This window comes from Ruminococcus flavefaciens (assembly GCF_900116855.1).
Lineage (GTDB): Bacteria > Bacillota > Clostridia > Oscillospirales > Ruminococcaceae > Ruminococcus > Ruminococcus flavefaciens_R.
The window spans coordinates 68,137-92,512 of record NZ_UETD01000015.1 but is presented as its reverse complement, the minus strand read 5'-3'; the positions used below and the strand labels follow the sequence as shown (position 1 = coordinate 92,512).

Below are 24,376 nucleotides of genomic sequence, written 5' to 3'. Positions count from 1 at the left end.
TGAGAAATACTGCTATTTTCGCCTTTTACTAGTAACAGACAAACACACGTCCAGTGCTAACCAAGACTTGCCTATCTTCGGCGCTCCTGCAAGAATATACAGTTCCGGGTGCATCATTTTGTAGATAAAGTACTCCTGCTTTTTTTCAACGGTGTTGTCACAATGTACTCGCTGTTGAAGAAGACGAACCTGTACGTAGCTTTCTGCTCTGTACAAAGCTGTATACTTCAATTGCAAATCCTTTTAAAAAGAACATTAAACAGAGGTGAGCTTTATGCCCAAACCATGGAAAGAAACTCCTTATATGTAACGCTATGCTACAATTATTATTGGATTAATCTTGACATTAGTAGCATATTATGATAGAATAAAAAAGTATTCAACCTAATTATGTATTATACAACTCAAAAAACGTTTCAATTATTTTTAAAAAACATCTTAATTTGTATGTAAGTTAATATGAAGACTAAAGGTGTATTTTATAATCAGAATACACCTTTTTTATTTTATGCAAGGAGATCACTATGTTAACTTTATCAAAAAAAATCTTTCTAATTTCATCAGTAATTGTTCTATCATCTTGTAGCTTTGTTAAGAATAGCAGTTCTAACATCAGTCAGCCGAATGTTTGTAAAATAGTTGATGAAAACATTCCAGAAAATGACATTATTATAAATATGGCGGTACTTGATTTTGATAATTATAAATTAGAACAGGAAGTTTTAAAGGAATTCAATGAAGCAGATAATGGATATCATATAAATGTTATTGACTATGCAGAATTCTATGATTTTAATCCTGAAGAATCGTCCGATATTGGTGAATCATATACAGCTGCTGATATGAGAATTGTTCAGGATATTCTCAACAAAGACGATATAGATATGACATTGAATTTATTAACCATTGAAAGAGTGTTTTCATTAGCGCAGAAAGGCGCATTTGTGGATTTCAATGAATTAATAAAAAGTGATACTGATAAAAATGCTATAAATTTAAATGAACATATTTTAGAATTATGCGAAATTGATAGTAAATTATATTATATGCCTTTTGGTTATTCTATCAACACTTTATATGGATATGAAGAGTATGTTGGCAAAATTGATGATTGGAACATCTCATCAATGAAGGCAAATTGGGAAAAAATGCCAGAAGGTTCTTTGTTTAGTAAGCAACACATGGGTGGAGTTGATACTGCATCAGGCATTTTTTATGATCTTTGCATGAATTGCGTCCCTTCATTTATTAATTACAAAAATAATAAATGTAGATTTGACTCAGATGAATTCATTGAACTTTTGGATTTTACAAAGGAATTTAAAGCAGATGGACTTATAGACAAATCCAAGTTTGTAGCAGAGGAATACTTTTTATCAACTGCAAAAATAGATAGCTTTGAATGTTTTCAAGAATATCTTTATGACTATGGAAGAAATAAAAAGATCTCATTTGTTGGTTATCCCTCAACAGATTGTAGCAATTCTTTTGTATCACTGTATGGCGATGCAGAAATATGTGCAAAAGCTTCTAAGGAAGTCCAAAAAGGTGCGTGGGAATTTATTAAGCTTTTGATTTCTGAAAAAATACAGAATAAAATGTTCTTCCCTGAAATTATTGAGGATAATAATATAAGCTTAGGATTCCCGATAAATAATGATTCTTTAAAAAACAAAGCAGATGAGCTTATTTCAAATAATAATTATAATACAGTTATATATATAAATGGAAATGAATGTAATATGGGGAATTTTACAAGCGAACAATATGATATATTAAAAGAAGTCATAAATAATACAAATCATCTTGAATTTGAAATAGGCGGTTTATATAATATTATTTATGAAGAAGTGGAATTAATGATCGATGGCGATCAATCTTCAGCACAAACAGCAAAAAACATCCAAAGCAGAGCATCTATACTACTTAGTGAATAAAAAGCATATATGGACCTTTTTTTATTGTTGATGCATTTTCATAAAGGAGAAAAAATGAAAAAAAGAATTATTAAAATTGTTGCAACTATCACATCATGCATAGCCATTGCTTCAAACGGAATAATGATTGCATCAGCATCAACTAACGATCAGGGCTGGTCTACCAATAATTATTCCTCAGCATGCCGGTCCCATGGACCCAAAGATGATTATTCCAGTGTCTATATTTGTAATGATGGATACAATTATGCAAAAGGAAGAGGATATTATTATGATATAGGTCCTAGCGATGTGAAGGTTACTATTCAGGGTGCAGTGGAATATTATCGTCCAAAACAGCGTGATTGGGTAATTGACAATAAATATGATTGTGAACATTATAATGGCGGATATATAAAATGCAATAATCTGGACTTAGGCGCTGGTTATGTAAGAAAAATCTATCAGTATGTAAAAGAAAACTATTGGTCAAAGGGATATAAAAACTCAAAAGTCAGTGCAAATTCTAAAAGATGTGCAGTTTATTTGTGTGTGACTAGTTATGATGGTTCTGCAGGAACATGGAGCCCGGATACAGCCGGTGAATGGTATTACTCGCCGATTGGAAATCAGTAACAAACCCAAAAATAAATTCAACTAACAATAAAATGCATCAACGATAAAAAGAGGTTCATATGTATAAAAATAAAACAAGAAATAATCTTATAATTGTTTTTTTCTGGATCATTCCCTTGGTAATACAAATATTCTTATCTTTAGTCTATACTTATCATGCAGTAAAAGACTATCATGATTATATTGGTATAATAACTAAAGATACTTTGATGAATCCGCTTATTCCACTTAATAGTGCTTTTACATATTGGATTGGCGGATTAAATAGCAGCTACGTAAAAAATATTTTTATCTATATAATGTTTTTAGGAGCAATAATACCTGTTCTTGGCTTTATATTATTAAAAAAAGAAAACAAGACAAATAAAAATAATTCATACTTGAAAATTTTTTTTATTAGTGGAGCGTTTTCTTTTATTCCTTTTTTTATTAATTTTATTAGTATTCTGTGCTTTATCCCTGCAATTACTCCAGATTCGGTATATGATATTTACTATGATGTAATAAAAAGAGATTTTTTAAGTGACTTATTTTATTCTAATCCTTTTATTTATGAAATGATATATATCTGCTTAATATTTTTATTATGTGGATTATTAGGTATGTTAAGTTATAATTGCTATAAGGTTTTTAATGAGTTTTGGCTTGCTTATTTTATTCCAGAATTACTATTATTTATAATTCATGTAATAAATATTCATTATTCTTTTTCAATAAATATCTCTCCATTAATATATTGTAGTGCAGCAGTTACAACATTTAAGAATATAAAACAATACTGTATTGAAATAGGAGTATTGTTGATTTTTACAATTGCCACTTTTATAATAAATAAAAAACGTTCAATATCAAATAAATAAGGTGATTAAAAATGTGGAAAAAAGTTCTTTTGGGTTTATTGCCCGTTATCACTGTAATTTGCAGTATTCAAATACATTATGTTAATTCACACAGTATTAATGTACCAATATTCTATTACAAGATGAATGAAGAAGTAAGATTCGATGATAATTATAATGACACTAGCCTTGAATCATCTGATGGTTATTCAATAACTGTACTTGGACATGAACAACTGAATATTGACTCTTTTATAAAAAAATATAATATCATAGAAGAAATGGGGCTAAATCACTATGATTATATAAGTATCATACATGTAAAAATAAAGAATTGCAATAATACAAATGGCTCTAGATCTGGCATAGATATGCGAAATCTTATACTTCAAAACGGTTCATATATCAACTTTTTTTCTCAAGTATTATATTCATACATTAATACTTATCCCGAAACCAAATTTTCTTTATCCGAAAACAACGAAATGGAATTCTGGATACCTTTTGTTCTTACTAACAAAGATATAGATCCTGAAGATTTTAATTCAGGTGATTCTTTCTTGGTAATTTCTTTATACCCCCATAAATGTATGATAAAACTATAATTTTAGTTATTTAACATGCGTATTTACATAATCTTTTTATTAGTAGAAAAAGCTACATAAGATGCCGCCATTGCATTTAACCGCATTAGAATATAGGTATAAGTTCTCGTTTATCAATGGAAACATAAGCTATGTATATCGAGCAGTTCGGCTTTTGAGCAAAACAATAAGAGCATTAAGGTATTCCATGATTATGCAATAGGCAACTTGATATATAAGAAAAAAACAGGGATAATGCTCCTATTTCAGATTCATTATCCCTGAATATATTCATTGAACATTGGTTTACTATTTGGAGAGAATGCGCCACTTTTGGCACTTGTTTGGCACTTATCGGTACTAAAAATCGTCTGAAATCGCTTGAAGTTACTATAATTGAAGCTTCAAAAATCCGCAAATTACAGCCTTTTTCGCATTTTACTAAAGACTACTAAAATGCTCAGAATTAATTCAATTCCCGTACGGGTCACCATTAATTGGTTACTGCAAATGGCTATTCTAAGCCATTTGCAGTTTTTTATTATTTTAACCAACTACCCGTAACCACTTACTGACCACTTATTACCACTTTTAACTATTTTCAGGTGTGCCGCAGAGTTCTGGCTCTGCGGTCATTTTTATGTCCTGAACTGCTCGCCGCCGCGGTTCTGAACGTCATATTTCACGCACTCCGCAGGCTGATGAGCGAACTTCAGAGCGTTGGTGATAGCCTCGCAGTTGCGAGCCCTCGCCTCCTGGAACATATGGGAATACAGGTTCAGAGTTGTTCCTACGACGCTGTGTCCCATATCAGCCGAGACCGCCACCACGTCCACTCCCTCGAATATAAGCAGACTCGCGTGCAGGTGACGCAGGGAGTGTATATTTTTGAAGGGCACTCCCACACGTCCGCAGTAGCCCTTCAGCCACTCAAACGGTGTCTGCGGATTCATAGGCTCGCCATTCCACTTCGTGAACAGCCTGTCATTCTCCACCCACTTTGTCCCGAGCCGTCGTGCCTCGATAGTCTGCTCCGTTCTGAACCGCCTCAGCAGGTCCATTATTATCTCGGGCATCTTCGATACACGCTTAGAACTCCGCGTCTTGGTGGTGTCCGTGTATATTCCCTTCTCCGCGGTATACTGAGAGGTACGTCTGACGTGGATGAGGTCATTTTCAAAGTCGATGTCCTTCCACTCAAGCCCCAGCATCTCGCTGCGGCGGAATCCGCTGTATATCGCAAGCATAAGGTACAGCTGATACTTCATCGGCTCATTGTCCAGATTGGCGAACAGCGTCCTCACCTCATCCAGCGTGAATATCTCCTTTTCGAGCTGCTCCTGCTTCGGTACGAACACTCGCCTGCACGGATTGTCGCTGAGCATACCCATTCGTATCGCATATGTAAACACATCGCTGATGAAGCTCAGGTGGTGGACCGCTGTCTTACGCGAGAGTGGTTTGCCTGTAGTCTCGTTCCTGCCGTTTATCATCATGTCGGTGATGAATCGCTGAATGTCGCGCGCAGTTATCTTGTCGATCCGCTTGTGTCCCAGAGCAGGATAGACACGCTTGGTGAGCTGTTTCATTCTTGCGTAGGAAGTTGGTCTGAGGTTGATCTTCGCGTACTCCTCGAACCACTGCTCCGCAAATCGCTGGAACTTTATCGCCGAGGTTATCTGTCCCCTCATGCACTCTTCCTCGAACAGCACCGCCATTTTGTTGACTTCCCTCTCAATCTGCCGCGGAGTCATTCCGGGCTCGGGATAATAGCTCCTGTACTGGTTGTGCTGTTTGCCGTCGACTCCGTAACCGCAGGAGACTCTTATTTCATACGAACCGTTTTTTCTTTTTCTGATAGCCGCCATATATAAAACCTCCGTTCAATAATACGGCGCGTTTCTACCAAGGACATCATACCACAACGCGGCAGAAAAGTCCAGCGGAAACGCGCCTTTTCTTATTATTTATTTACGCAGTCTCCCCACGCAGATACCTGAGGAACAAGTCCTTGTTGATTAGATATTTCTTGCCAGCCATGATGTGCGGCACCTGATCGTTTATGCACATCTGACGCACACGGTACTCTGTCAGCCCCTCCACAAGAGCCGCCGCCTCCTTTATGGTCAGCATAACTATTCTTTCCTCGTTGTTTTCACCCATTCTATTCTCCTTTCGCCGAACGTCAGTTGTTCTCACGAATGAATACTGTGGTCATTATTCTCACTCCCTTCAAAGGTCAAATGGGCACGGCGACGACCGTACCCATGCCATTGCTATAATTCTATTTCAGATTATCGCTCCTGCCGAACAGCACATCTATGACAAGTTCGGCGCAGTCGCGGAAGCCCTGTATGTAGCTCTCCGCTACCATCGTCTCGGACAGCATTCCCTGCATATCCGTTATCTCGTTAAGCAGTTTCTTATCGTCAGCCGACAGCCGTTTCTCCAGTGTGTCGCACATTTCAAGCAGCTCCAGACTTCGCTTTGCATAGTCAGAGTCCTTTCTTACATCGTGCTGACACGGTATGACGTTTCCATAATACAGATCCTGCAACTTCATCGCCGCGTTCACCTCCTGACCAACAATCATACCACAGCTCGCCGTCGAAATCCATTCACCAGAACCACCGAATGTTCGCTGTTGATTTCGAGCAGAAGCACTACACAACAATCAGCTTTTATTCTTCCTCACTGCGCTGATATCTGACAGCACTCTCGAAGTTTATGATACCGTTGATACGCCGCACCTCGTCTGTGACCATTTCACGGAGCTTGAAAAGTGTACTGTCCTCGATATCATTTATCGCCGCAAGCATATGCGTCTGCGCACCGACTTCAACAGCAAGCTTGAATATCGCACGAGACACCCTCTGCTCAGTCCCCCATGATATATCCCTCAACGATATGCTCTATATGCGGCGCAAGGTATTCGATAAGTTCAGGTTTGTTCTGCATAAGGTGTGTGCAGTAGAAGCGGATAGCTTTCTCCATGAACTCAGTTTTTGTGCTGCAATTATCCGACTTATATATGCTCTCCACCGTTTTCATAGTCTCGGGATAAACGTACAGCGGAAAGAGTATTTTCGGAGCGTAGACTCCATCATAATTTGCCGAAACATCGGTATTTTTCTTGCTTTTTGTATTTTTTGACATCAGCATTTTTCTCCCTTTTTGATTTTGACTCCAATCCAGTAAACTCACAACCTGTGAAATATCGGCGGGCACTGCCCGTCCGATGTGGAACGGCGGGCGCTTTGACGCCAGCCTTTATCCTGCAACCCAAAAATCTCAGCGATTTCCGTTGTTTTGGGCTTCTTCCATATCGGGAGACATTTTCGACTTATCAAGCACCGCAACGCTCATCTGACGGTCATCGGTCACACGGACAGTGGTCGTGTTGCGTTTACCCTTCACCACCATGATACCGTCATCGACCAGCTGCTGTATCAGACTATTCTTGCCAATGGAGAAGCTCTCACCCATTTCCTTCGACAGCTTCACCACCTCTGACAGCGCCGCATTCATGATTAGGTAATAGTAGTTGTCGTCATCGAAGCCGATGAAGCCTTTTCGGTTCATATCGCAGTCGCTGCCAATGACGTTGACACTGCACCTGCCGCTGTCGAGCAGACTTTTCAGCTTGTCGCAGAACTGATACGAATAGTTTTCGTTCTCGACTATGCTGTTGTTTCGCACAGAGCTTGTAACTATTATGTTCCGGAAAGAGCTCTTGTAGTTCTCCATGTCCTGCACACCTATTTCTTCTTTTGAATTCAGGAACGCAAGCAGAAAGTCGAAGCCTATCATCAGATGCGCGAGAGTATCGGGAACTCTTGTATGGAAGTTTTCACACCTTGCAGACAACTCCGCTGTTACTTTGGCGCGGTATTTTTTGAATGTATCTGACAAGCCCTGCACGAAAGTATTTTCATCGCAGAGATATGTTTCGCGCAGCCAGTCAACGTAGTTGTGCATTATCGACGCAAGCACTCCGTCCGCTGCAAGCTGCTGATACTCAGTCATCAGAGCAAGATCTATGTCGTCTGCTTTCATCTCGACGATGAAGTATCGCGCAAGACCGCTCTGAGAAATCTCAGGAACGTACTCCGCAGTGACAAGACACATACCCGTCGGCGGACGTGACGGCTGCAGCTCTATTTTACTGTTCAGCCTCGCGCGACCGATTCTGTCACCGTAGAAGCGCGCGAGGTTCTGCGCAGTGCTTTTCATTTCAGAGTCGCCGTACACACCATTCGGGTGCAGGTCATCGACGCAGGTGAGAACGTCCTTCAGCGAATAGATGTTGCTGAGAATGCTGTTTGCCGTATCGTGAAACGACATCGGGAGCGTACTTGCAGTGAAGCTCCCGAAGAACGAACACATCAGCGCCGCAGTCGTTGACTTGCGCGTACCTGTTTTTCCGACCAGTGCAGTTATGAATTTCGGTTCGCAGCTTGCCGCTTTCAGAAAGTGCTCCAACGGAGACAGGAACGTTACCGCAAGCAGCGGAAGCATTACTCTCTGCGGCAGCAGACCGTTTTCGAGCATTGCTGTAAGATAGAACAGCTTGTCCGCACTGGCACTTCCGCTCCAATGGTAAGCATTCAGCTTGCCTTGCAGCTCCACGGTGAACTGACTATCCGCAGACGGCATCAGAAACTCGTACCGATTATCTATTTGCCGCCAGCCTGTCTGACTGTACACCGTCCTGAACTCGACATCAGCTTTCGTGCTCATTATCGCATGACGTATCTTGCCGAGAGTATTGTTCGCAGGCGAATACGAACCCAGCGAGCCCCACTTCTCTATGAGCCATTTCATGCTGCTCATCTCGTCTGCGGTGACTGTGACTGTCGGCATTGTTGTTCCGTTGGAATGTACTGCTCCGACCTCGAACGCTTTGCGGCACTCACTTCCGTCATCGAAAGTTATCTCAGATTTCAGTACGGGAACGTAATCGCACAGCCTGACCATTGTGACCTTTCCCTTCCGCTCGACTGTTTCGTAAAGGCAGCCATCTTTGACACAGTACGGCTCGTTATAAATGTTGTTGTCGTAGTTTTCGGTCATCCTATCATCCTTTCTTTTCAAACTCGCTTTATTTGCCCTCAATTTCGCTCCGAGAGCTCGGGTGGTGTAGTTATTCCTCCTTCCTCCGCAGAGCGGCACAAATCGCGCACAAATGCGCGACACGGCGCCTGCCTCAATTATTTTACTAACAAACTACCAAACACTGTCAAAGCACCTGATACAGAGCTTTTCCGGCGTTAGCAATTTACTATCGCAGAACTAACAACTACCGATTTTGCTATCGGCAGAAGTAAAGATATATCGGCATTTAGACGCTCTTGGTAGCAAGTTAGCAAATATTATGGTGGAGTTCCTGATGTAATCATTTTTCACCTCCTGAGCAAACAAAAAAGCGCACAGCAGTCCGTGACGAACCACTGTGCGCTTTAAATTTATTTTTTGACAATATAAAAAGGCAGAGTGATGCCTTCGCATTACTCTGCCTTTATCAACTTAAACACGAGCACGATAGTCTGCAAAATGGCATAGTTAGCCCCTTGATCACCATTTTTGTAAACTAAACATCTAACAATTGAACCATCATAAGTGACGGTTCGTACCCCCGCGGAGGTACCTTATCATGACTATGCGCCATGACGTTTTCCTCATTCCGAGGCTTCTGATATTCTCCTACAAGCATACGCCTGCACCCTCCGAAGCCGGGAACACATCAGCCGAAGGTCGGCCTCAACCTTCACATAGCTCTTTGTCTCTCTGCCCTTACGGAGTCAGAGCCGCACGTGCGGATGGGCGCGCAAGCCAGCTGTCATTGCCATAATAGGAGCGGGTGGGGAGCCCCCATGGGCAGTTTCGTTGGATACATAATACGAGCTGTTGAATTACTGCTCGGTAGCCTACAAAACTGGAATTGGGAGTTCCAAGGTACTCAGCTAAGTTCTGTTGGTCTTCCTTGACACGACTCGCTGAGTCTCTCCTACCGCCTTCACGCATTTATCGCTCGCTCTTTCGAGGTCATGGCGTACGGAAGCTCGCGGCTTGTCGGTTTTTGCCGGCACCGGTCTTGCTGCACACTGATGTGTTGATATTCAATTTTCAAGCTGCTATCCCATTAAGGGACATTATCATAATAGCACAGAACGTAAGTTCTGTCAAGGGCATTGAAGAAACTTTGTTCGGTTGCACAAATGTTCGATTTTTTAGGTAGGTCCTCAATGTGCATTGCGCACAAGCACCTGAAATACGCTCCTATTATTTTGCCCTCTACTTATAGGGGAATGGGAGAGGCATTTTGCACAGTCATTTTTCAAATCTTTGGATAAACGCACAAAAAACAGCACCTGCAATTGTTTATGTTGCAAGTGATGGTACAATAATTATTCTTTTATAGCGGTTGCAGTTGTTGCAAAAAACGCAACAACTGTCCTCCTTATTCTCACACTCAAGTCGAGAGTAATGTGCAATTTTTGCATCTTTCTTCTCGTAATCACTGCTCTTGAACTGTTGCATATTTTGCAATAGTTCATTTTAATAATTATCACCGTCCAATTATTCTCATAGAATGATTTGATAACAGCCTATGAGTTTCGTGACATATTAAGAATTGGTTTATACCCCTTCGATAATTCATTCCCTAATTTATACATCGCAATATCAAAAACAAGCTATTTCAAAGCTCGCATTGTTGACATAAAAACCTGTTTGTGATATAATATATTTTGAGATATTGTACAAATTGTGCGGCGATATTTATCTTTTTTGCTTGGAGGTGCACGAATATGGCTCAATTAGATATAAACAACATTAACAAAATTGAGAAACAAAGGAACTCTGTTCACGAAAAGGTCTATACAACGTATACATCGTTTGAAATGTATGGAGAAAAATACATTCAAATTGACACATATGGAAGATCAGATCGTGAAAATCCTGGAAAAATAAGTCAGTCATTGCAATTAGACAAAGAAACAGCTAAATATTTAATTGATCTTATTCGTAGAGAACTAGATCTATGACCACATAGAGGTTAATAATATGAAAATTATTGAAATGCCCCCTTTCGCACCTGTTCTCATGGAATCTACAAGAGCTATAGGCTATAATTTAGAAGCGGCTGTCGCTGATATTGTTGATAATAGTATTGCTGCTTCAGCTGATAAAATCAGCATATCTTTCTCTCCTTATGACGCTGTTCCGTATGTTTCAATATTAGATAACGGAATAGGAATGAGTGAAATAGAAATTGATAATGCTATGAGATACGGCAGCCAAAGTTCATTAAAAGTTAGAGCTGAAACAGATTTAGGAAGATTTGGTTTAGGTCTAAAAACTGCTTCTCTTTCACAATGCCGGTGTTTGACAGTTATATCTAAACAGCAGGACTGTCTCGAGGGGCGAAGGTGGGATTTGGACGAAGTTTATAGAAACGGTTCATGGTCTTTAATTAAGCTTGAAACGGCGGACATCAATAAAATCGCTCAATATACCACACAATTAAAAGATCTTGATCACGGTACATTGGTAATATGGGAAAAATTAGACAGAATGCTTGAAGGTACTACATCGACAGATAAAACAATGAATAAACAAATGGATTATGTGCGAAATCATCTTTCCTTAGTTTTTCATAGGTATTTATCGGGAGAGACCGGAATTAAAAAAGTTGCTATCAGCATTAATAAGCAGCCGCTCATCCCTAAAGATCCTTTTCTTATCGGTAAAAGCACTAATTTTCAGGCTGATGAAAAATTCATAATTGAAAATCATCCTGTCCATGTTTCGTGTTATATGCTGCCTCATATCAGCAAACTGACACGTCAAGAAAAAGATGAACTTGGCGGAAGCGAAGGTTTAACAAAGAATCAAGGTTTTTACATATACAGAAATAAGCGTTTATTAGTATGGGGAACCTGGTTTCGCTTTCACAGGAAAGACGAATTGTCCAAATTAGCCCGAATAAGAGTAGATATTCCTAATGCTCTTGATCATTTATGGACACTTGATATAAGGAAGTCTTCCGCAATTCCTCCAGATGTAATAAAAAAGAATCTTGAACGTATTGTTGAGCGTATTTCAGAAGGAAGCAAACGTGCTTGGACTTTCCGCGGCAAACGAGAGATAAGTGATAAGGGAAATCATCTTTGGAATAAAACACACATAAGAGACGGCGTCGTATATAATCTTAACCGAGATCATATTTTCCTCAACACACTATGTGAATCTTTAGATTCAGCTCAAAAGTCATTGCTTGAGAATTACCTGAAACTTGTTGAAGGAAATCTTCCATTAAATCAGCTGTATGTTGATTTGAATAATGAAGAGCAGGTAAATGTCAAAAAAGAAAAAGATGCTGAAGCGGAAGCCTTGGAATTTGCAAAAATTATACTTAATAACATTAAGGATAACCCGTTGCGCAGTCAGCAAATTCAAATAATGATACAAACAGATCCATTTTGTAATTATAAAAGAATAGTTGAGTTTCTTACAGAGGAGTTAAATAAAAATGGCTGATTTAATGTTTTTTGAAAAGCTTGTTCGAACATGTATAAGCACTATTGCTCCCAATAGGGCTCCCAAAGAAGACGAGTTGCTGCAGGCATGCAATATGGTAAGACCTATGCTTCCTGATATTACAGATACCGAAATAGATGCAGTTATAAAAAAACTGCAATCAGCTTTAGATGTTGAAATGGATATAGGTATTTCAATTGAAATGCCTTATACTCCGTGGCTCAATGCATTAAAGGCCAAAGAAAGCAGCGATTACTGGTATTATTGGAACAGATATGTTTTATATCTCGAAGAAGATATGCAGCGTCCGTCTAATATTATTGCAACAATTGACAATGTATCTGATAAAATAGTTGATCTTGCCGGAAATCCTAAATCAGAAGGTACGCTTCACAGGCGCGGTCTGCTCATTGGTGATGTTCAATCTGGTAAAACAGCGAATTACATAGCAATCATGAACAAAGCCGCTGATGTCGGATATAGAGTAATAATACTTCTGACAGGAACAGTTGAAAGTTTAAGACGTCAAACACAGGAACGTGTTGACGAGGGATTTATAGGTCGAAGCAGCAAGGCTTATTTGCAGCGAAACAGCCAGACTCTTCGCAAAGGAGTTGGTTTAAAAGACGCCAACAGATTTGCTACAGGTTTCACTACGGAAGCAAGCGATTTCAAAAAAGCGACACTTAACAGCATGAATGTCAATCTTGACAACATGACAAAGGAACCTGTTGTTTTCGTTTTAAAGAAAAATGCCAAAACTTTAGAAAACCTTATTGGCTGGCTTGAAGATAATAAAAAGAGCAACGGAAAAATAAATTATCCCCTGCTGCTTATAGATGATGAGGCTGATAATGCCTCTATAAATACTAAGGATGACAATAATCCTACAACTATCAACCGTCATATCAGAACTTTGCTCGGCTTATTTAAGTCAAGTTCGTATATTGCAGTTACCGCTACTCCTTTTGCAAACATCTTCATTCTTCCGGAAAAAACTGAAGAGATGGAAAATGATGATCTGTTCCCATCAGATTATATATATTCACTTGATGCTCCAACAAATTATATAGGCAGCAACGAGCTTTTTGGCGATGATGCTGCTTATTCTAAAGCGCTGGAAACCCTTAATGATGCTGGTGATTATTTCCCATATAAGCACAAACAGGATATTCCTGTAAACTCACTTCCTGAGAGCTTATACTCTGCACTAAGATACTTCGTATTGGCAAATGTTGCACGCGATATTAACGGTGATAAAACTGCCCACAGATCAATGTTAGTTAACGTAAGCCGATTTGTAGCAGTGCAAGATAAAATCAGCAAAAAAATAAATGAATGGTTATTCGAATGCATGCAGGATATCAAGCATTATTGTATGCTTGATGAAGAAGAAGCCTGCAAGAATCCTTTTATCGCCGCTCTCAGAGAGGATTGGTATAATACTAAGTATCCGTTCTTTGAAAAATATGCGATTCCCTGGGAAACAATTCAAAAAGAATACCTTTACAGCGCTGTTTCCCCTATTGAAGTCAGAACCATAAACCAGAAAAGCAGTACAAAGATGCTGGATTATGCTATGTATAATGATACCGGGCTTAGAGTTATCGCTGTTGGCGGCCTCAGCCTTTCCAGAGGCCTCACACTTGAGGGGTTGATGGTAAGTTATTTCCACAGGAATACCCAAATGTATGATACTCTGATGCAAATGGGCCGATGGTTCGGATATAGAGCTGGATATGAAGATTTGTTTAGAATTTGGATGCCTGATGACGCAATAGGCTGGTATGCTCATATAACACAGGCATCCAATGAACTCCGCGAAGAAATATCCAGAATGACCCGTCTTGGAGCTATTCCAAGGGAATTCGGATTAAAGGTGCGTGCACATCCAACAACTCTTATTATAACCGCAAAAAATAAAATGAAACATTCAGAACGCGTTGAGCGTTGGATAACATTAGATGGCACTTTCTTTGAAACGCCGCGTTTTCGCCCAAATATTGACACTATTAGAAGCAATCGCAACAAAACTGACAGCTTCTTGAAAGACATTATAACACACTGCGGAAATCCAGTCGCAAATGGTAAACAGCCTCTGTTTTGGAATAACGTTCCAAGTGATATCATCTGTGATTATTTAAGCAAGTATAACAATCATCCGATGAATATGGAGGCCAACTCAGACACTTTAATAAATTATATTAAAAAGAATGAAGAATTCAAAACATGGGATGTTCTTGTATACACAAGCAAATCTTCAGAAATATCACACAAAATATGCGGTTGGCCAATACGCCCCACTAAAAGACCATTCTCAAGAAAACCCGTCCCATACAGTGTATATGGAACAAAACTTAGAATTGGCACAATGGGATTAACTAAATATGGACTTACAGAACAACAAAAAGCTGAAGCAGAAGATGCTTTCCGCGAATATAAAAGAAGTGAATACGAGAATAAGTATGGCAATGCTGCTGAAGAAAAGCTTAAGAAAATGAGTTTCCCTGACAGGGCATATCTCATCAAAGGCAGAAATCCTATCATTATAATTCACTATTTGCTTCCTGATTCAGAAAATGCTATCGATGATTTTGACATTAACAATGATCTAATTGTTGGATATGGCATGGGATTCCCAAGATCTGCAGGATCAGAGCCAATGTATGCTGTATATTATCTTAATCTTGTTGAGCAAAGAGAATTTATGGATGATGAGATAGAGGAGGATCAATTCGATGACGAAGACTGAGTTGAGTTCTTTATGGAAATCTGTCAATTCTCACGGCCATAACAACGTAGGGCGCAGAATCGATCCAGCACATCCACTAAGTTTTTTTGTATCGTATGACGAAGATGAAAATATGCAGATAATGTTAATCTCACCCTACCTGCCCCAAATGCCGTTATCAAGCAAACAGATAAAGGTTAGAGCAAATGAACGAGCTGATCATAAATATGCAATTTGTCTTTCTCTGACCGATAATTCTTTGAAGGAAATGTTTATAGCCTTATGCTGGGACTTAGTTGACTGTTCATATAACATTCCTGATGACAAAACAGGAGTTGTCCGAGTTATAAACAGATTTAAAAAATGGCAAAAATTGTTCGAAAAAGAACGCTCCAACGGCATGAACGCTAATCAGGTAAAAGGACTTATTGGTGAATTAACAGTTCTTAAGGACATATGCATTCCTAAGTATGGAGCCGCTGCTTCTGTCGAAGGATGGATGGGTCCATTATATTCAGATAGAGATTTTACATTATCAGATGTATGGTATGAAGTCAAAACCGTATCGTTAAGCAAAGACACCATAACTATATCATCTCTTGATCAGCTTGATATATCAGATGATGGTCTGCTTATCATATGCAGAATAGAAAGGGCATCAGAATCCGAAAATGGTGCTTTTACATTAAATACTCTTATCGAGGAAATAGAGCGTATTATTGCTACAGATCAAAGAATTTTAACTGTTTTTAGTAATCGGCTTACATTCTGCGGATATAATAAGGATGAAGAAACATCAAAAGAATATTACAAGAGTTATGAATTAGAAAAGTACACAGTTAACACATCATTTCCGAGACTTAGACGCAGTGAACTTCCTAATTCTATCACTAACGGAAGTTTTGAACTAAGCATACCTGCAATAAAAAACTGGAGAACAGATTAAAATCTCCATTGGGGGGGAAGACTATGCAAAACTTTGAAGAATACAGAAAAGATTTCCTTGAAGATACTCTTGCAACAGAAGAAAGCGAAGCAAATGGAACTGTAGCGAGTTTTGTAAAAATATGTGCTCTTAAGCTGTTTGAAGGAGATGTCCTTCCTGAATACACTCCCTGCTACTATCAAGGCAGCGGATATAGAAATGCTGCATTAAACGTTAATGGTTACGCGTTTGATGAGCACGATGGAGCTTTTTATTTACTCGTTGCGGCTTTTTCTGGCAGTACTGAAAGTGAAACTCTTATAGGCAGTGAAGCAAAAACAACATTAGATAGATGCAGAGCCTTTGCTTCCAATGCTATCGAACATGATCTTGCATCAAGAATTGAAATCAGCACTGCTGCCTATGATCTTGCCTCATACATAGCCGATCAGGCAAAGTATATTTCAAAATTTGTAGTCATTCTCTTAACGGATATGTCTCTTAGTGAGAGAGCTAACATCTCTGAAGGTACATCATCAAAACGAAAAAAGAGCAAACGAACTGGTGTACTTGATGCAGAACCGATACTCGATATTGAAGTTGAATACCGAATATGGGATATGCCAAGATTTTACAGAATTTTTGGCAACGGAAACGGACACGAAGAAATCGAAATCAATTTCAATGATTATATAGAAGGAGGCGTTCCTTGTCTTCTTGCAAACTCTGGTGAAAGCAATGATGAATGTACAAGCTATCTTTGTACTGTTCCTGGAAATGTCATTGCGGATCTTTATGATGAATACGGAAGCAGAATGCTTGAAGGTAATGTTCGATCTTTTTTAGGTAAACGCGGAGTCAACAAAGATATTAGAAATACGGTGTTAAATGAGCCAGAGCGATTCTTTGTTTACAACAACGGCTTAGCCGCAACCGCTATTGAAACAGTTGTTGAAAATGGGAGACTGATTTTTGCTAAAGACCTCCAGATTGTAAACGGCGGTCAAACAACTGCAACGCTCTCATCGGTAAGACGAAGCAATGGTGCCGACTTATCTAAAGTGTTTGTTTTGATGAAGCTAACGCAAGTTAAACCAGAATTGGCAGCTACCATGGTGCCGGTTATCTCTAAAAGCGCCAACAGCCAAAATCAAATCAAACCCGCTGATTTCTTTTCAACTCATGAATATCACATTAGGTTGGAACAAATTTCAAGGCGTAAGTTTGCTCCTGCAAAAGATGGTGCACAGCATGAAACTCACTGGTTCTACGAACGCGCAAGAGGTCAGTATATACAAGCAACCATGAATATGACAAAGTCTGAAGAAAGGAAATTTGCAACACAAAATCCTAAGGACCAAGTTGTGACAAAAACTGATTTAGCGAAAGTTCTTAGTGCTTGGGATGAATTTCCTCATATTGTCAGCAAGGGAGCGGAATCTAACTTTTCCGAATTTGCTAAAAGAACCGAAGCACAGTGGGAAACAAAAAAAGATGATTTTAATGATAATTATTTTATGAATGCTATATCATTAGTCATAATTTATCGAACTACTGATAAACTTATACCTAAACAGGAATGGTATGAGGGTGGTTATAAAGCAAATATAGTAGCATATTCTACCGCACTGCTTCATCATTTGATTCACGAATGGTTTCCTGAAAAAACAATTGACTTGCAGAAAATCTGGCAAAAACAAAAGTGTCCGGATGTGTTAATAACACAAATGATGATTATAGCTGAAAAAGTCTATTATTCCATTACAGCTGATGATAGGCCTGTAGAAAATGTTACACAGTGGTGTAAACAAGCTGCTTGCTGGGAAAAGATTAAAAATATAGACATCCTCCCTGTAAACGGATTAAATGCTATTCTTCAAGGATATGAAGAAGAGAAAAATACTAAACGCGAAGCAAGAGAGCTTCGTAAAATTGAGAATACTATTGATTCACAAAAAAGTGTACTCGAACTCGGTGAAGAATACTGGAAACAATTAAATATCTGGATCAAGCAGCACAATTTAGCAACAGCTACTGAAGCAAAAGCTCTCAGCATTACGATAAAGATGTCTATGGGTTATTTCCCAGATGACAGACAATGCAAAAGTTTGCTGTCACTGCGCGAAAAAGCTGTTGGAGAAGGTTTCCCTCCGAAACTAAAATAAATAATAGGTGATAAACAACATGGGTAAATATAAAGTAGTTGATTTATTTGCAGGTGCAGGCGGACTTAGTCTTGGATTTGTAAAAACCGGAAAGTATGACATTAAGGTTGCATTTGAAAACAATCCAAATATGCAGGAAACATACCGCCGCAATCATCCTAAAGTAGATGTTAGAGGTGATGTATGCGCTGCAGATTACAACGAAATAAAAAGCAAATACGGCAATATAGATGTAGTAATAGGTGGTCCTCCTTGTCAAGGTTTTTCAAACGCAAACAGACAAAAAAATACTGCAGTTAGCCAAAATAATATGCTAGTAAAGCAGTATGTTAGAGCAATAGTTGAACTTCAGCCTAAAGCATTTATTATGGAAAATGTAAGTATGCTTAAATCCGATGTACATAGATTTTATTTAGAAAAGGGCGATGAAAACCTCATCAAAAAGTATAATATTAAAGTGAAAACTACTCCTTTAAAACTGCTTGACGAGAAGTTCGCCTTTGATGGTATGCTTGATATTATCGAAGATAGATACGCTGTTGTTGAACGTATTTGGGATAATGAACTATACTCCGAACTAAATATAATCTATAAATCTGCCAAGAGTAATAATTCTTCTAAAGCAGCCGAAAAATTCAAAAAAGTATTAACTAATCATAAGAAAAAGATATCAAAGCTATCCGAAACATTTATTAATGAAAATGAAAATATTGATGATTACATAAAAGGCGTATCATGCAACGCATTTCATGCAGTTCTGAATTATTATAATGGCTCATTAGCCTTAAGCTCCATAAAAGAAGCAATTGAGCCCGCTATAATGATTCAGAGAATGTTAAGCAAAACACTCGAAATATTTGATAACAACTTGCTTGTTGACGAATACAGGACAGAAAATGGCTTGTCAGCTGTTATACGGTCTTTTGCGGTATTTGATTATGTAAAGTCAGTTTTAGAATCCGATGAAAATGGATATATTCTCAAAGATAATGTTTTATGTGCAGCAGATTATGGAGCTCCTCAAAAACGAATGCGTTTTGTTGTTATGGGAATAAAAAAGAGCATTTCAAATAAAGCGGTATTGCCAAAGCCAAAATTTGACGAAGATGAGTACAAAACAGTTCGGGACGCTATTGGGGATTTGGAAGAAGTTGAACCTTTTATAACGGTGACTGATGACATTGGCAGAACATTAAATGATACTCCAAATATGTCTGATCTTGCAAAGAAACTTCATGATACTGACTTGGTTATGAACCACATCATTACAGCTACAACCGAAACTGCGCTGAAGCGCTTTGAAGCAATAGGTCAAGGACAGAATTTTCACTCTCTATCAGACGAAATGAAATCTAATACTTATACTGATCCTCAAAGAACTCAAAGCACTATCTATATTAGACTTCAATATGATGAGCCAAGCGGAACAGTTGTTAATGTAAGAAAATCAATGTGGATTCATCCTACTAAAAATAGAGCAATAAGTGTTCGTGAAGCAGCTCGCCTCCAAACCTTCCCGGACAGCTTTGTTTTTTGCGGAACTAAGGATGTACAATACCAGCAAGTCGGCAATGCCGTCCCTCCAATAATGGCCTATGCAATTGCAAAAAAACTGGCAAAGCTTTTAAAACAAAAATGAAATAAATTAGCAGGAGAAAAAATGGCTGATAATCATAGCAAAGAAATTCGAAGCATGAATATGTCTCATATTCGCAGCAAAGATACAAAACCTGAAATAATTGTCAGATCTTTCCTTCACCGCAATGGCTTCAGATTCCGAAAAAATGATAAAAGATATCCTGGAAAGCCTGATATTATTCTGCCAAAATACAAAACTGCCATTTACATTAATGGCTGCTTTTGGCATATGCATGACTGTGAAAACTTTGTATGGCCTAAATCCAATACAGATTATTGGACAAACAAGCTCATTAACAATAAGAATCGCGATGTAAAATATCACGAGCAAATGAAGGAGAACGGCTGGCACGTTATTGTTGTATGGGAATGCGAAATTAATGAAAACAGACTTTATAAACTAATTAAGGAAATAAAAGGGATATCAGTTTCTGTTGAAACAGATACTTACTCAAATTGATTGTATTATTCTAAGGGGGGGATAATCTATGAGAATACTTTTTTGCAATATTGCTTGGATGGAACGATATGACGGCAATGAAGACGGTACAGATAAGCCTCATGGCGGAGGAGCGTATGTTGAGCTAACAGGCGACGCTCACGAAAAATACAATTTTACCTCGGAAGAGCTATTATTATCAGACAGCAGTACTGCTGATGAATATTGCCTTGGTTTTGTTGAAACTAAATCAACCAACGGTACTACAATTAACCAATTAAATATCGAAAAAATTTCTGGCTGTGAACATATGAAAAGAGAAGCAGCAGTTAATGATGTTCTTGTTGTTTATTGTGCTAAATATCCTTTTTCAAGCACAAATGAAACATATGTGGTTGGATGGTACAAACATGCTACAGTGTATAGAAATTATGAAACCTGCCAGTTCTTTTCAGATAATAATGAAGTTGTATACACTCAATCATATAATGCACTTGCAAAAAGTAAAGACTGTGTGCTCCTTCCGAAAATAGAAAGAAGGAATCAAAAATGGCGAGTGCCGCGAAAGAAAAAATGTATGTCTTATGGTTTCGGTCAGTCTAATGTTTGGTTTGCTCAAGGGGCAGACACCAATCCAAAGCTTAGAGAATTCCTTGATCGTATCAATAAACAAATCGAAAACTACGACGGCGATAATATGATAAAAGCCGTTAAAAGTCTATAACTTATTGGTCTTGTGTTCATTTTTTGGGGGATAAAAAATATGGATAAAATAATAGAACAGATTGAAAAAATACGTGAAATCAACAAACAGCATAAACTTGTTATTTTTGTAGGTGCTGGAGTGTCACGCAATTCAGGTGTATGTTCGTGGCTTGATTTAGTTAAAGACATTGCAATAAGAATTGATTATAACGACATTTGCGAAAACTGTAAAATGAAAAATTTAATATGTTCTGAGTGTGGAGAAACACTTGAGTTATGCAGTTTTGATAATTATAAATGTCAATACAAACGCAATTATTCGCCAGACGAATTTTTAAAAATACCTCAATATTTTTATGAAGAGAAAGGCGAAGAACAATATATCCAACTATTAAACGAAAAATTTGGAGGAAACTATACACCAAATATAATCGACGATATAATTTTTGAAATTAAACCTGAACACATTATAACAACGAACTATGATCATTTACTTGAAGACACTAAGAATATAAATGTTTCAAAATATACCATTATAAAAAGTGATAAAGAATTGCTAACTAAGCCTGGAAAGCACTATATTATAAAAATGCACGGAGATAAGGACGATTTTGATAAGTGTAGAATTAATAATATAGTTCTCAAAGAAGATGATTATCTTAAGTATTCACACACACATGAAATAATTGAATCTTATATTAAATCACTTCTGTTTGATAAGACATTTATGTTTGTTGGCTATTCTCTAAGCGATAATAACTTAAAACTTATAATGAGCTATATAGATTATTATGCTAAGAGTCAAGGTATTAAGAATCGCAGCCCACATTATTTGATTACAAATAAAATCGAACATAAAGAACGTGATAATAAATATTGGAAAAATAAAAATGTTGAAGTTGTGGATTTATCTACACTATCAAACTTTATGAAGGAAAAGACCCCATGTGAGCTTAGTATATATGGTAAACCGCTTTTTTCTTTTCTTACCTATATTAAAAATTATAATCTTCCGTTTTATGAAGATAAAAAAGAGCAATTAAAATACACACTATTAAAAAGCGTTAATTCTGTAGAACCATTCAACCGAATCAGCTATACCACATTATTATCAATCTGTGCTTTCTCACACGGTGCAGAATTACAGAATGGATCATTAATTATTTTTGATGAAACAGAATATAATAACTTACTAAATATTCTTGAGCAAAATGATTTAGACAGCTTAAAAATAAAAAATTGTTTCATTAAGTCAGGCATATACTCGATTCATCATAAAAGTAATTTCAACGCTCCTTTATTCTATCGTTTTGCAACAGATGAAGAAAAAACAGACGAGCTATTAAATTTATCCATGATGTGGGCATATCCGGAAATCATAAACCGATTGCCTACTATAAACAATAAATTTGAAAGAGCATATTACAATTCTTTAATTTTTAAAACAAAAGACAACATCTGTCTTGATTTATTATCAAACATTGAAGCAGAAGTAAACAAACGAGATTTCAAATACTTGACACTTAGGGACAAGTATGAAATATCGATACAAAGATTTAATCAATTTGCAATTCGTACTTTAGACGAATACAAATATCGTGAATATTATTTTGAAAAAGAACGAAAAAAAGAACTAAGAAAAATTAATGATTCTGAAAAATCAAAAAAAGAAGTAGAAAAAAATGAATCAAAACTTTCAGAGAAATATGACAAAAACTCGGATAATTTAAAAAATGAACAATGGAATAAACTCAATATCTTTCTTGATATTGCTTCAAAAGAAAGTAGAGCATTTGAATCTATAAAAAAAATCTGTGGCAATAACGGAGAAGAAATAAACAAATTAAATAACCTTCTTCTTAAACACGAAGAATACTATATGCGTAAATCCACAATTGCAAAATATGGCGGAACAATCTATGGAGATTTATTTAAACTTCAGGCAATTGTATATGACTATTATTACTTCTATAAGAAGAACTACCTGATACTTGATTGGTTTAATAATGTTTCAAAAATGTGTGAACCTTACATAAAAGCCATTCTATGCACATATTATCCGGATGAATATCAATTTTCAAATCCTGCTTTTGGAAGGACACGTGTAAAACCATACCCATTTAATCTCACAGATATTAATATGATAATACGCCATGTAAAGTATAAAGATTTTGATTCTTGGCTATCATATTATAAAGTATTTAATTTATCTTTAATTGATGATTTACCAATTACTGAAATATTTGATAATTTCTGTATATCGATACGTTCTTTTTGGCTTACAGAATATGCAGAGCATATTAATCTGTTCGGTAAGATACTATCATTGATTGAGCTTTCAAAAGATGACTGCCACAAAATACTACTTTCATTTTTAAAACTTGTAACACCTGATGATAAGATAAGCATCGCAATGCTTCGGACTTGCCTTAAAGCATTATGGCTTTTTGTAAACAAGCATTATGATGCTGACGATTCTTCTTACCATCAATTACTGGAGCTACTTATAGATGAGTATTTATTGACAGATCCTCTTAATATGAGAAATGATTACATCAATCTAATACACACACTTTCACCTCAAGCAGATAAAAAAATATATGATAAATGTTGTGCTATAATTGACCAAAATGATTCAGAACGTAACAAAGCATATTATCCGTATGTTTTTAAGGACATTCTTTTAAAACATGAGCCCACTAAATGGAGTAAATGGATAATTGACAATCTTGAACATAATTGGACTGACGAAGTATTTGATTATCTTGAGAAAAAGATTATTCCTTATGACGAAGTTGTTTCAAAGTATTTTGAAGATAAACTTAATGGTATAAAAGAAACTCCTGGTGTAAAAACGTTTCCTGACAATAAATCAGAGCTTATTAATTCGATAGTGATTCTTCACATTCTTGGAATTATACCTGATTTGGACAATATGGGCTATCTCAACCAATATTGCAACGAATATGCTTATCTTGATTTTTTGTTGAATCCAGAATCATTTGATTATAGTAAAATAAATACCGCTGATTATATGTGGTGTAATTTTATAGCAAATGATAAATTTAGAGAAAGAATACTAGAGCACAAATCTGAATTCTGGAGTAAAGAAGATGAAAAAAGGATTGAGTTAGGCTTTGGTGGGCCTTTTGAGAATCAAATAGCCTACAAATATTTATTCGATTAATTACATTTTTCTTGTCTTATATCAATATGACAAATGCTCCGCCTGATACATCATCAAACGGAGCATTCTT

20 protein-coding genes are annotated in these 24,376 nt (G+C 37.2%); 13 read left to right on the top strand and 7 right to left on the bottom strand.

The genetic code is table 11. The features are described 5' to 3' along the window. Window positions 1-12 precede the first annotated feature (12 nt). Window positions 13-216, bottom strand: a complete 204-nt coding sequence (locus tag DSZ37_RS18245; RefSeq protein ID WP_431768070.1) for an AAA family ATPase — start codon at window positions 214-216, stop codon at window positions 13-15. Between the two features lie 308 nt (window positions 217-524). Here DSZ37_RS18245 and DSZ37_RS15480 point away from each other — a divergent pair, with 308 nt between their 5' ends. Genes DSZ37_RS15480 through DSZ37_RS15465 form a run of 4 tightly spaced genes read left to right on the top strand, consistent with a single transcriptional unit; the run spans window position 525 to window position 3,996 of the window. Next, entirely contained in the window at window positions 525-1,937 is a 1,413-nt protein-coding gene (locus DSZ37_RS15480; RefSeq protein WP_109727764.1) for an ABC transporter substrate-binding protein, read from the top strand. A gap of 54 nt (window positions 1,938-1,991) precedes the next feature. Beyond that, window positions 1,992-2,552, top strand: a complete 561-nt coding sequence (locus tag DSZ37_RS15475) for a hypothetical protein (RefSeq protein ID WP_109727763.1) — start codon at window positions 1,992-1,994, stop codon at window positions 2,550-2,552. 59 nt (window positions 2,553-2,611) lie between these two features. After that, window positions 2,612-3,412 carry a hypothetical protein gene (locus DSZ37_RS15470; protein ID WP_109727762.1) on the top strand — a complete coding sequence of 267 codons (801 nt, stop codon included), beginning with the start codon at window positions 2,612-2,614 and terminating at the stop codon, window positions 3,410-3,412. A gap of 11 nt (window positions 3,413-3,423) precedes the next feature. Continuing rightward, the gene (locus tag DSZ37_RS15465) at window positions 3,424-3,996 is read left to right on the top strand and encodes a DUF5028 domain-containing protein (protein ID WP_109727761.1); all 573 of its coding nucleotides are present in this window, start codon (window positions 3,424-3,426) and stop codon (window positions 3,994-3,996) included. 617 nt (window positions 3,997-4,613) lie between these two features. On the opposite strand, the gene DSZ37_RS15460 is transcribed toward DSZ37_RS15465, so the two are convergent. The 6 genes from DSZ37_RS15460 to DSZ37_RS15435 form a co-directional block, all read right to left on the bottom strand. Continuing rightward, a complete protein-coding gene (locus DSZ37_RS15460) occupies window positions 4,614-5,843 on the bottom strand; it encodes a site-specific integrase (protein ID WP_109727760.1) in 1,230 nt (409 codons plus the stop codon). A gap of 103 nt (window positions 5,844-5,946) precedes the next feature. Next, window positions 5,947-6,138, bottom strand: a complete 192-nt coding sequence (locus DSZ37_RS15455; protein WP_028518030.1) for a helix-turn-helix domain-containing protein — start codon at window positions 6,136-6,138, stop codon at window positions 5,947-5,949. A gap of 121 nt (window positions 6,139-6,259) precedes the next feature. Further along, entirely contained in the window at window positions 6,260-6,538 is a 279-nt protein-coding gene (locus tag DSZ37_RS15450; RefSeq protein WP_109727759.1) for a DUF6809 family protein, read from the bottom strand. Between the two features lie 118 nt (window positions 6,539-6,656). Continuing rightward, on the bottom strand, window positions 6,657-6,794 hold the full coding sequence (locus DSZ37_RS17815) for a hypothetical protein (protein WP_181380339.1): 138 nt from the start codon (window positions 6,792-6,794) through the stop codon (window positions 6,657-6,659). A 58-nt stretch (window positions 6,795-6,852) separates the two neighbouring features. Then, complete coding sequence (locus DSZ37_RS15440) at window positions 6,853-7,131, bottom strand: hypothetical protein (protein WP_109727757.1); 279 nt, start codon at window positions 7,129-7,131, stop codon at window positions 6,853-6,855. A gap of 135 nt (window positions 7,132-7,266) precedes the next feature. Beyond that, entirely contained in the window at window positions 7,267-9,048 is a 1,782-nt protein-coding gene (locus tag DSZ37_RS15435; RefSeq protein WP_109727756.1) for a hypothetical protein, read from the bottom strand. A 1,736-nt stretch (window positions 9,049-10,784) separates the two neighbouring features. Between DSZ37_RS15435 and DSZ37_RS15430 the strand changes: the two genes are divergently transcribed. Genes DSZ37_RS15430 through DSZ37_RS15390 form a run of 9 tightly spaced genes read left to right on the top strand, consistent with a single transcriptional unit; the run spans window position 10,785 to window position 24,306 of the window. Further along, on the top strand, window positions 10,785-11,021 hold the full coding sequence (locus DSZ37_RS15430) for a methionyl-tRNA formyltransferase (RefSeq protein WP_109727755.1): 237 nt from the start codon (window positions 10,785-10,787) through the stop codon (window positions 11,019-11,021). 19 nt (window positions 11,022-11,040) lie between these two features. Beyond that, window positions 11,041-12,516: an ATP-binding protein gene (locus DSZ37_RS15425; protein WP_109727754.1), complete on the top strand. Its 1,476-nt coding sequence runs from the start codon at window positions 11,041-11,043 to the stop codon at window positions 12,514-12,516. After that, entirely contained in the window at window positions 12,509-15,268 is a 2,760-nt protein-coding gene (locus DSZ37_RS15420; RefSeq protein ID WP_242978645.1) for a Z1 domain-containing protein, read from the top strand. Before DSZ37_RS15425 ends, DSZ37_RS15420 begins: the two co-directional genes overlap by 8 nt. After that, entirely contained in the window at window positions 15,255-16,193 is a 939-nt protein-coding gene (locus tag DSZ37_RS15415; protein ID WP_109727753.1) for a PD-(D/E)XK motif protein, read from the top strand. The genes DSZ37_RS15420 and DSZ37_RS15415 overlap by 14 nt, the downstream gene beginning before the upstream one ends. A 23-nt stretch (window positions 16,194-16,216) precedes the next feature. Then, the gene (locus DSZ37_RS15410) at window positions 16,217-18,337 is read left to right on the top strand and encodes an AIPR family protein (RefSeq protein WP_109727752.1); all 2,121 of its coding nucleotides are present in this window, start codon (window positions 16,217-16,219) and stop codon (window positions 18,335-18,337) included. 19 nt (window positions 18,338-18,356) lie between these two features. Further along, entirely contained in the window at window positions 18,357-19,976 is a 1,620-nt protein-coding gene (locus DSZ37_RS15405) for a DNA cytosine methyltransferase (RefSeq protein ID WP_109727751.1), read from the top strand. Between the two features lie 21 nt (window positions 19,977-19,997). Beyond that, on the top strand, window positions 19,998-20,435 hold the full coding sequence (locus DSZ37_RS15400; protein ID WP_109727750.1) for a very short patch repair endonuclease: 438 nt from the start codon (window positions 19,998-20,000) through the stop codon (window positions 20,433-20,435). A gap of 28 nt (window positions 20,436-20,463) precedes the next feature. Further along, window positions 20,464-21,138 (top strand): hypothetical protein, encoded by a 675-nt coding sequence (locus tag DSZ37_RS15395; RefSeq protein WP_109727749.1) that lies wholly within the window; start codon window positions 20,464-20,466, stop codon window positions 21,136-21,138. A gap of 39 nt (window positions 21,139-21,177) precedes the next feature. Continuing rightward, window positions 21,178-24,306 (top strand): SIR2 family protein, encoded by a 3,129-nt coding sequence (locus tag DSZ37_RS15390; protein WP_109727748.1) that lies wholly within the window; start codon window positions 21,178-21,180, stop codon window positions 24,304-24,306. The last annotated feature ends 70 nt before the right edge of the window (window positions 24,307-24,376 follow it).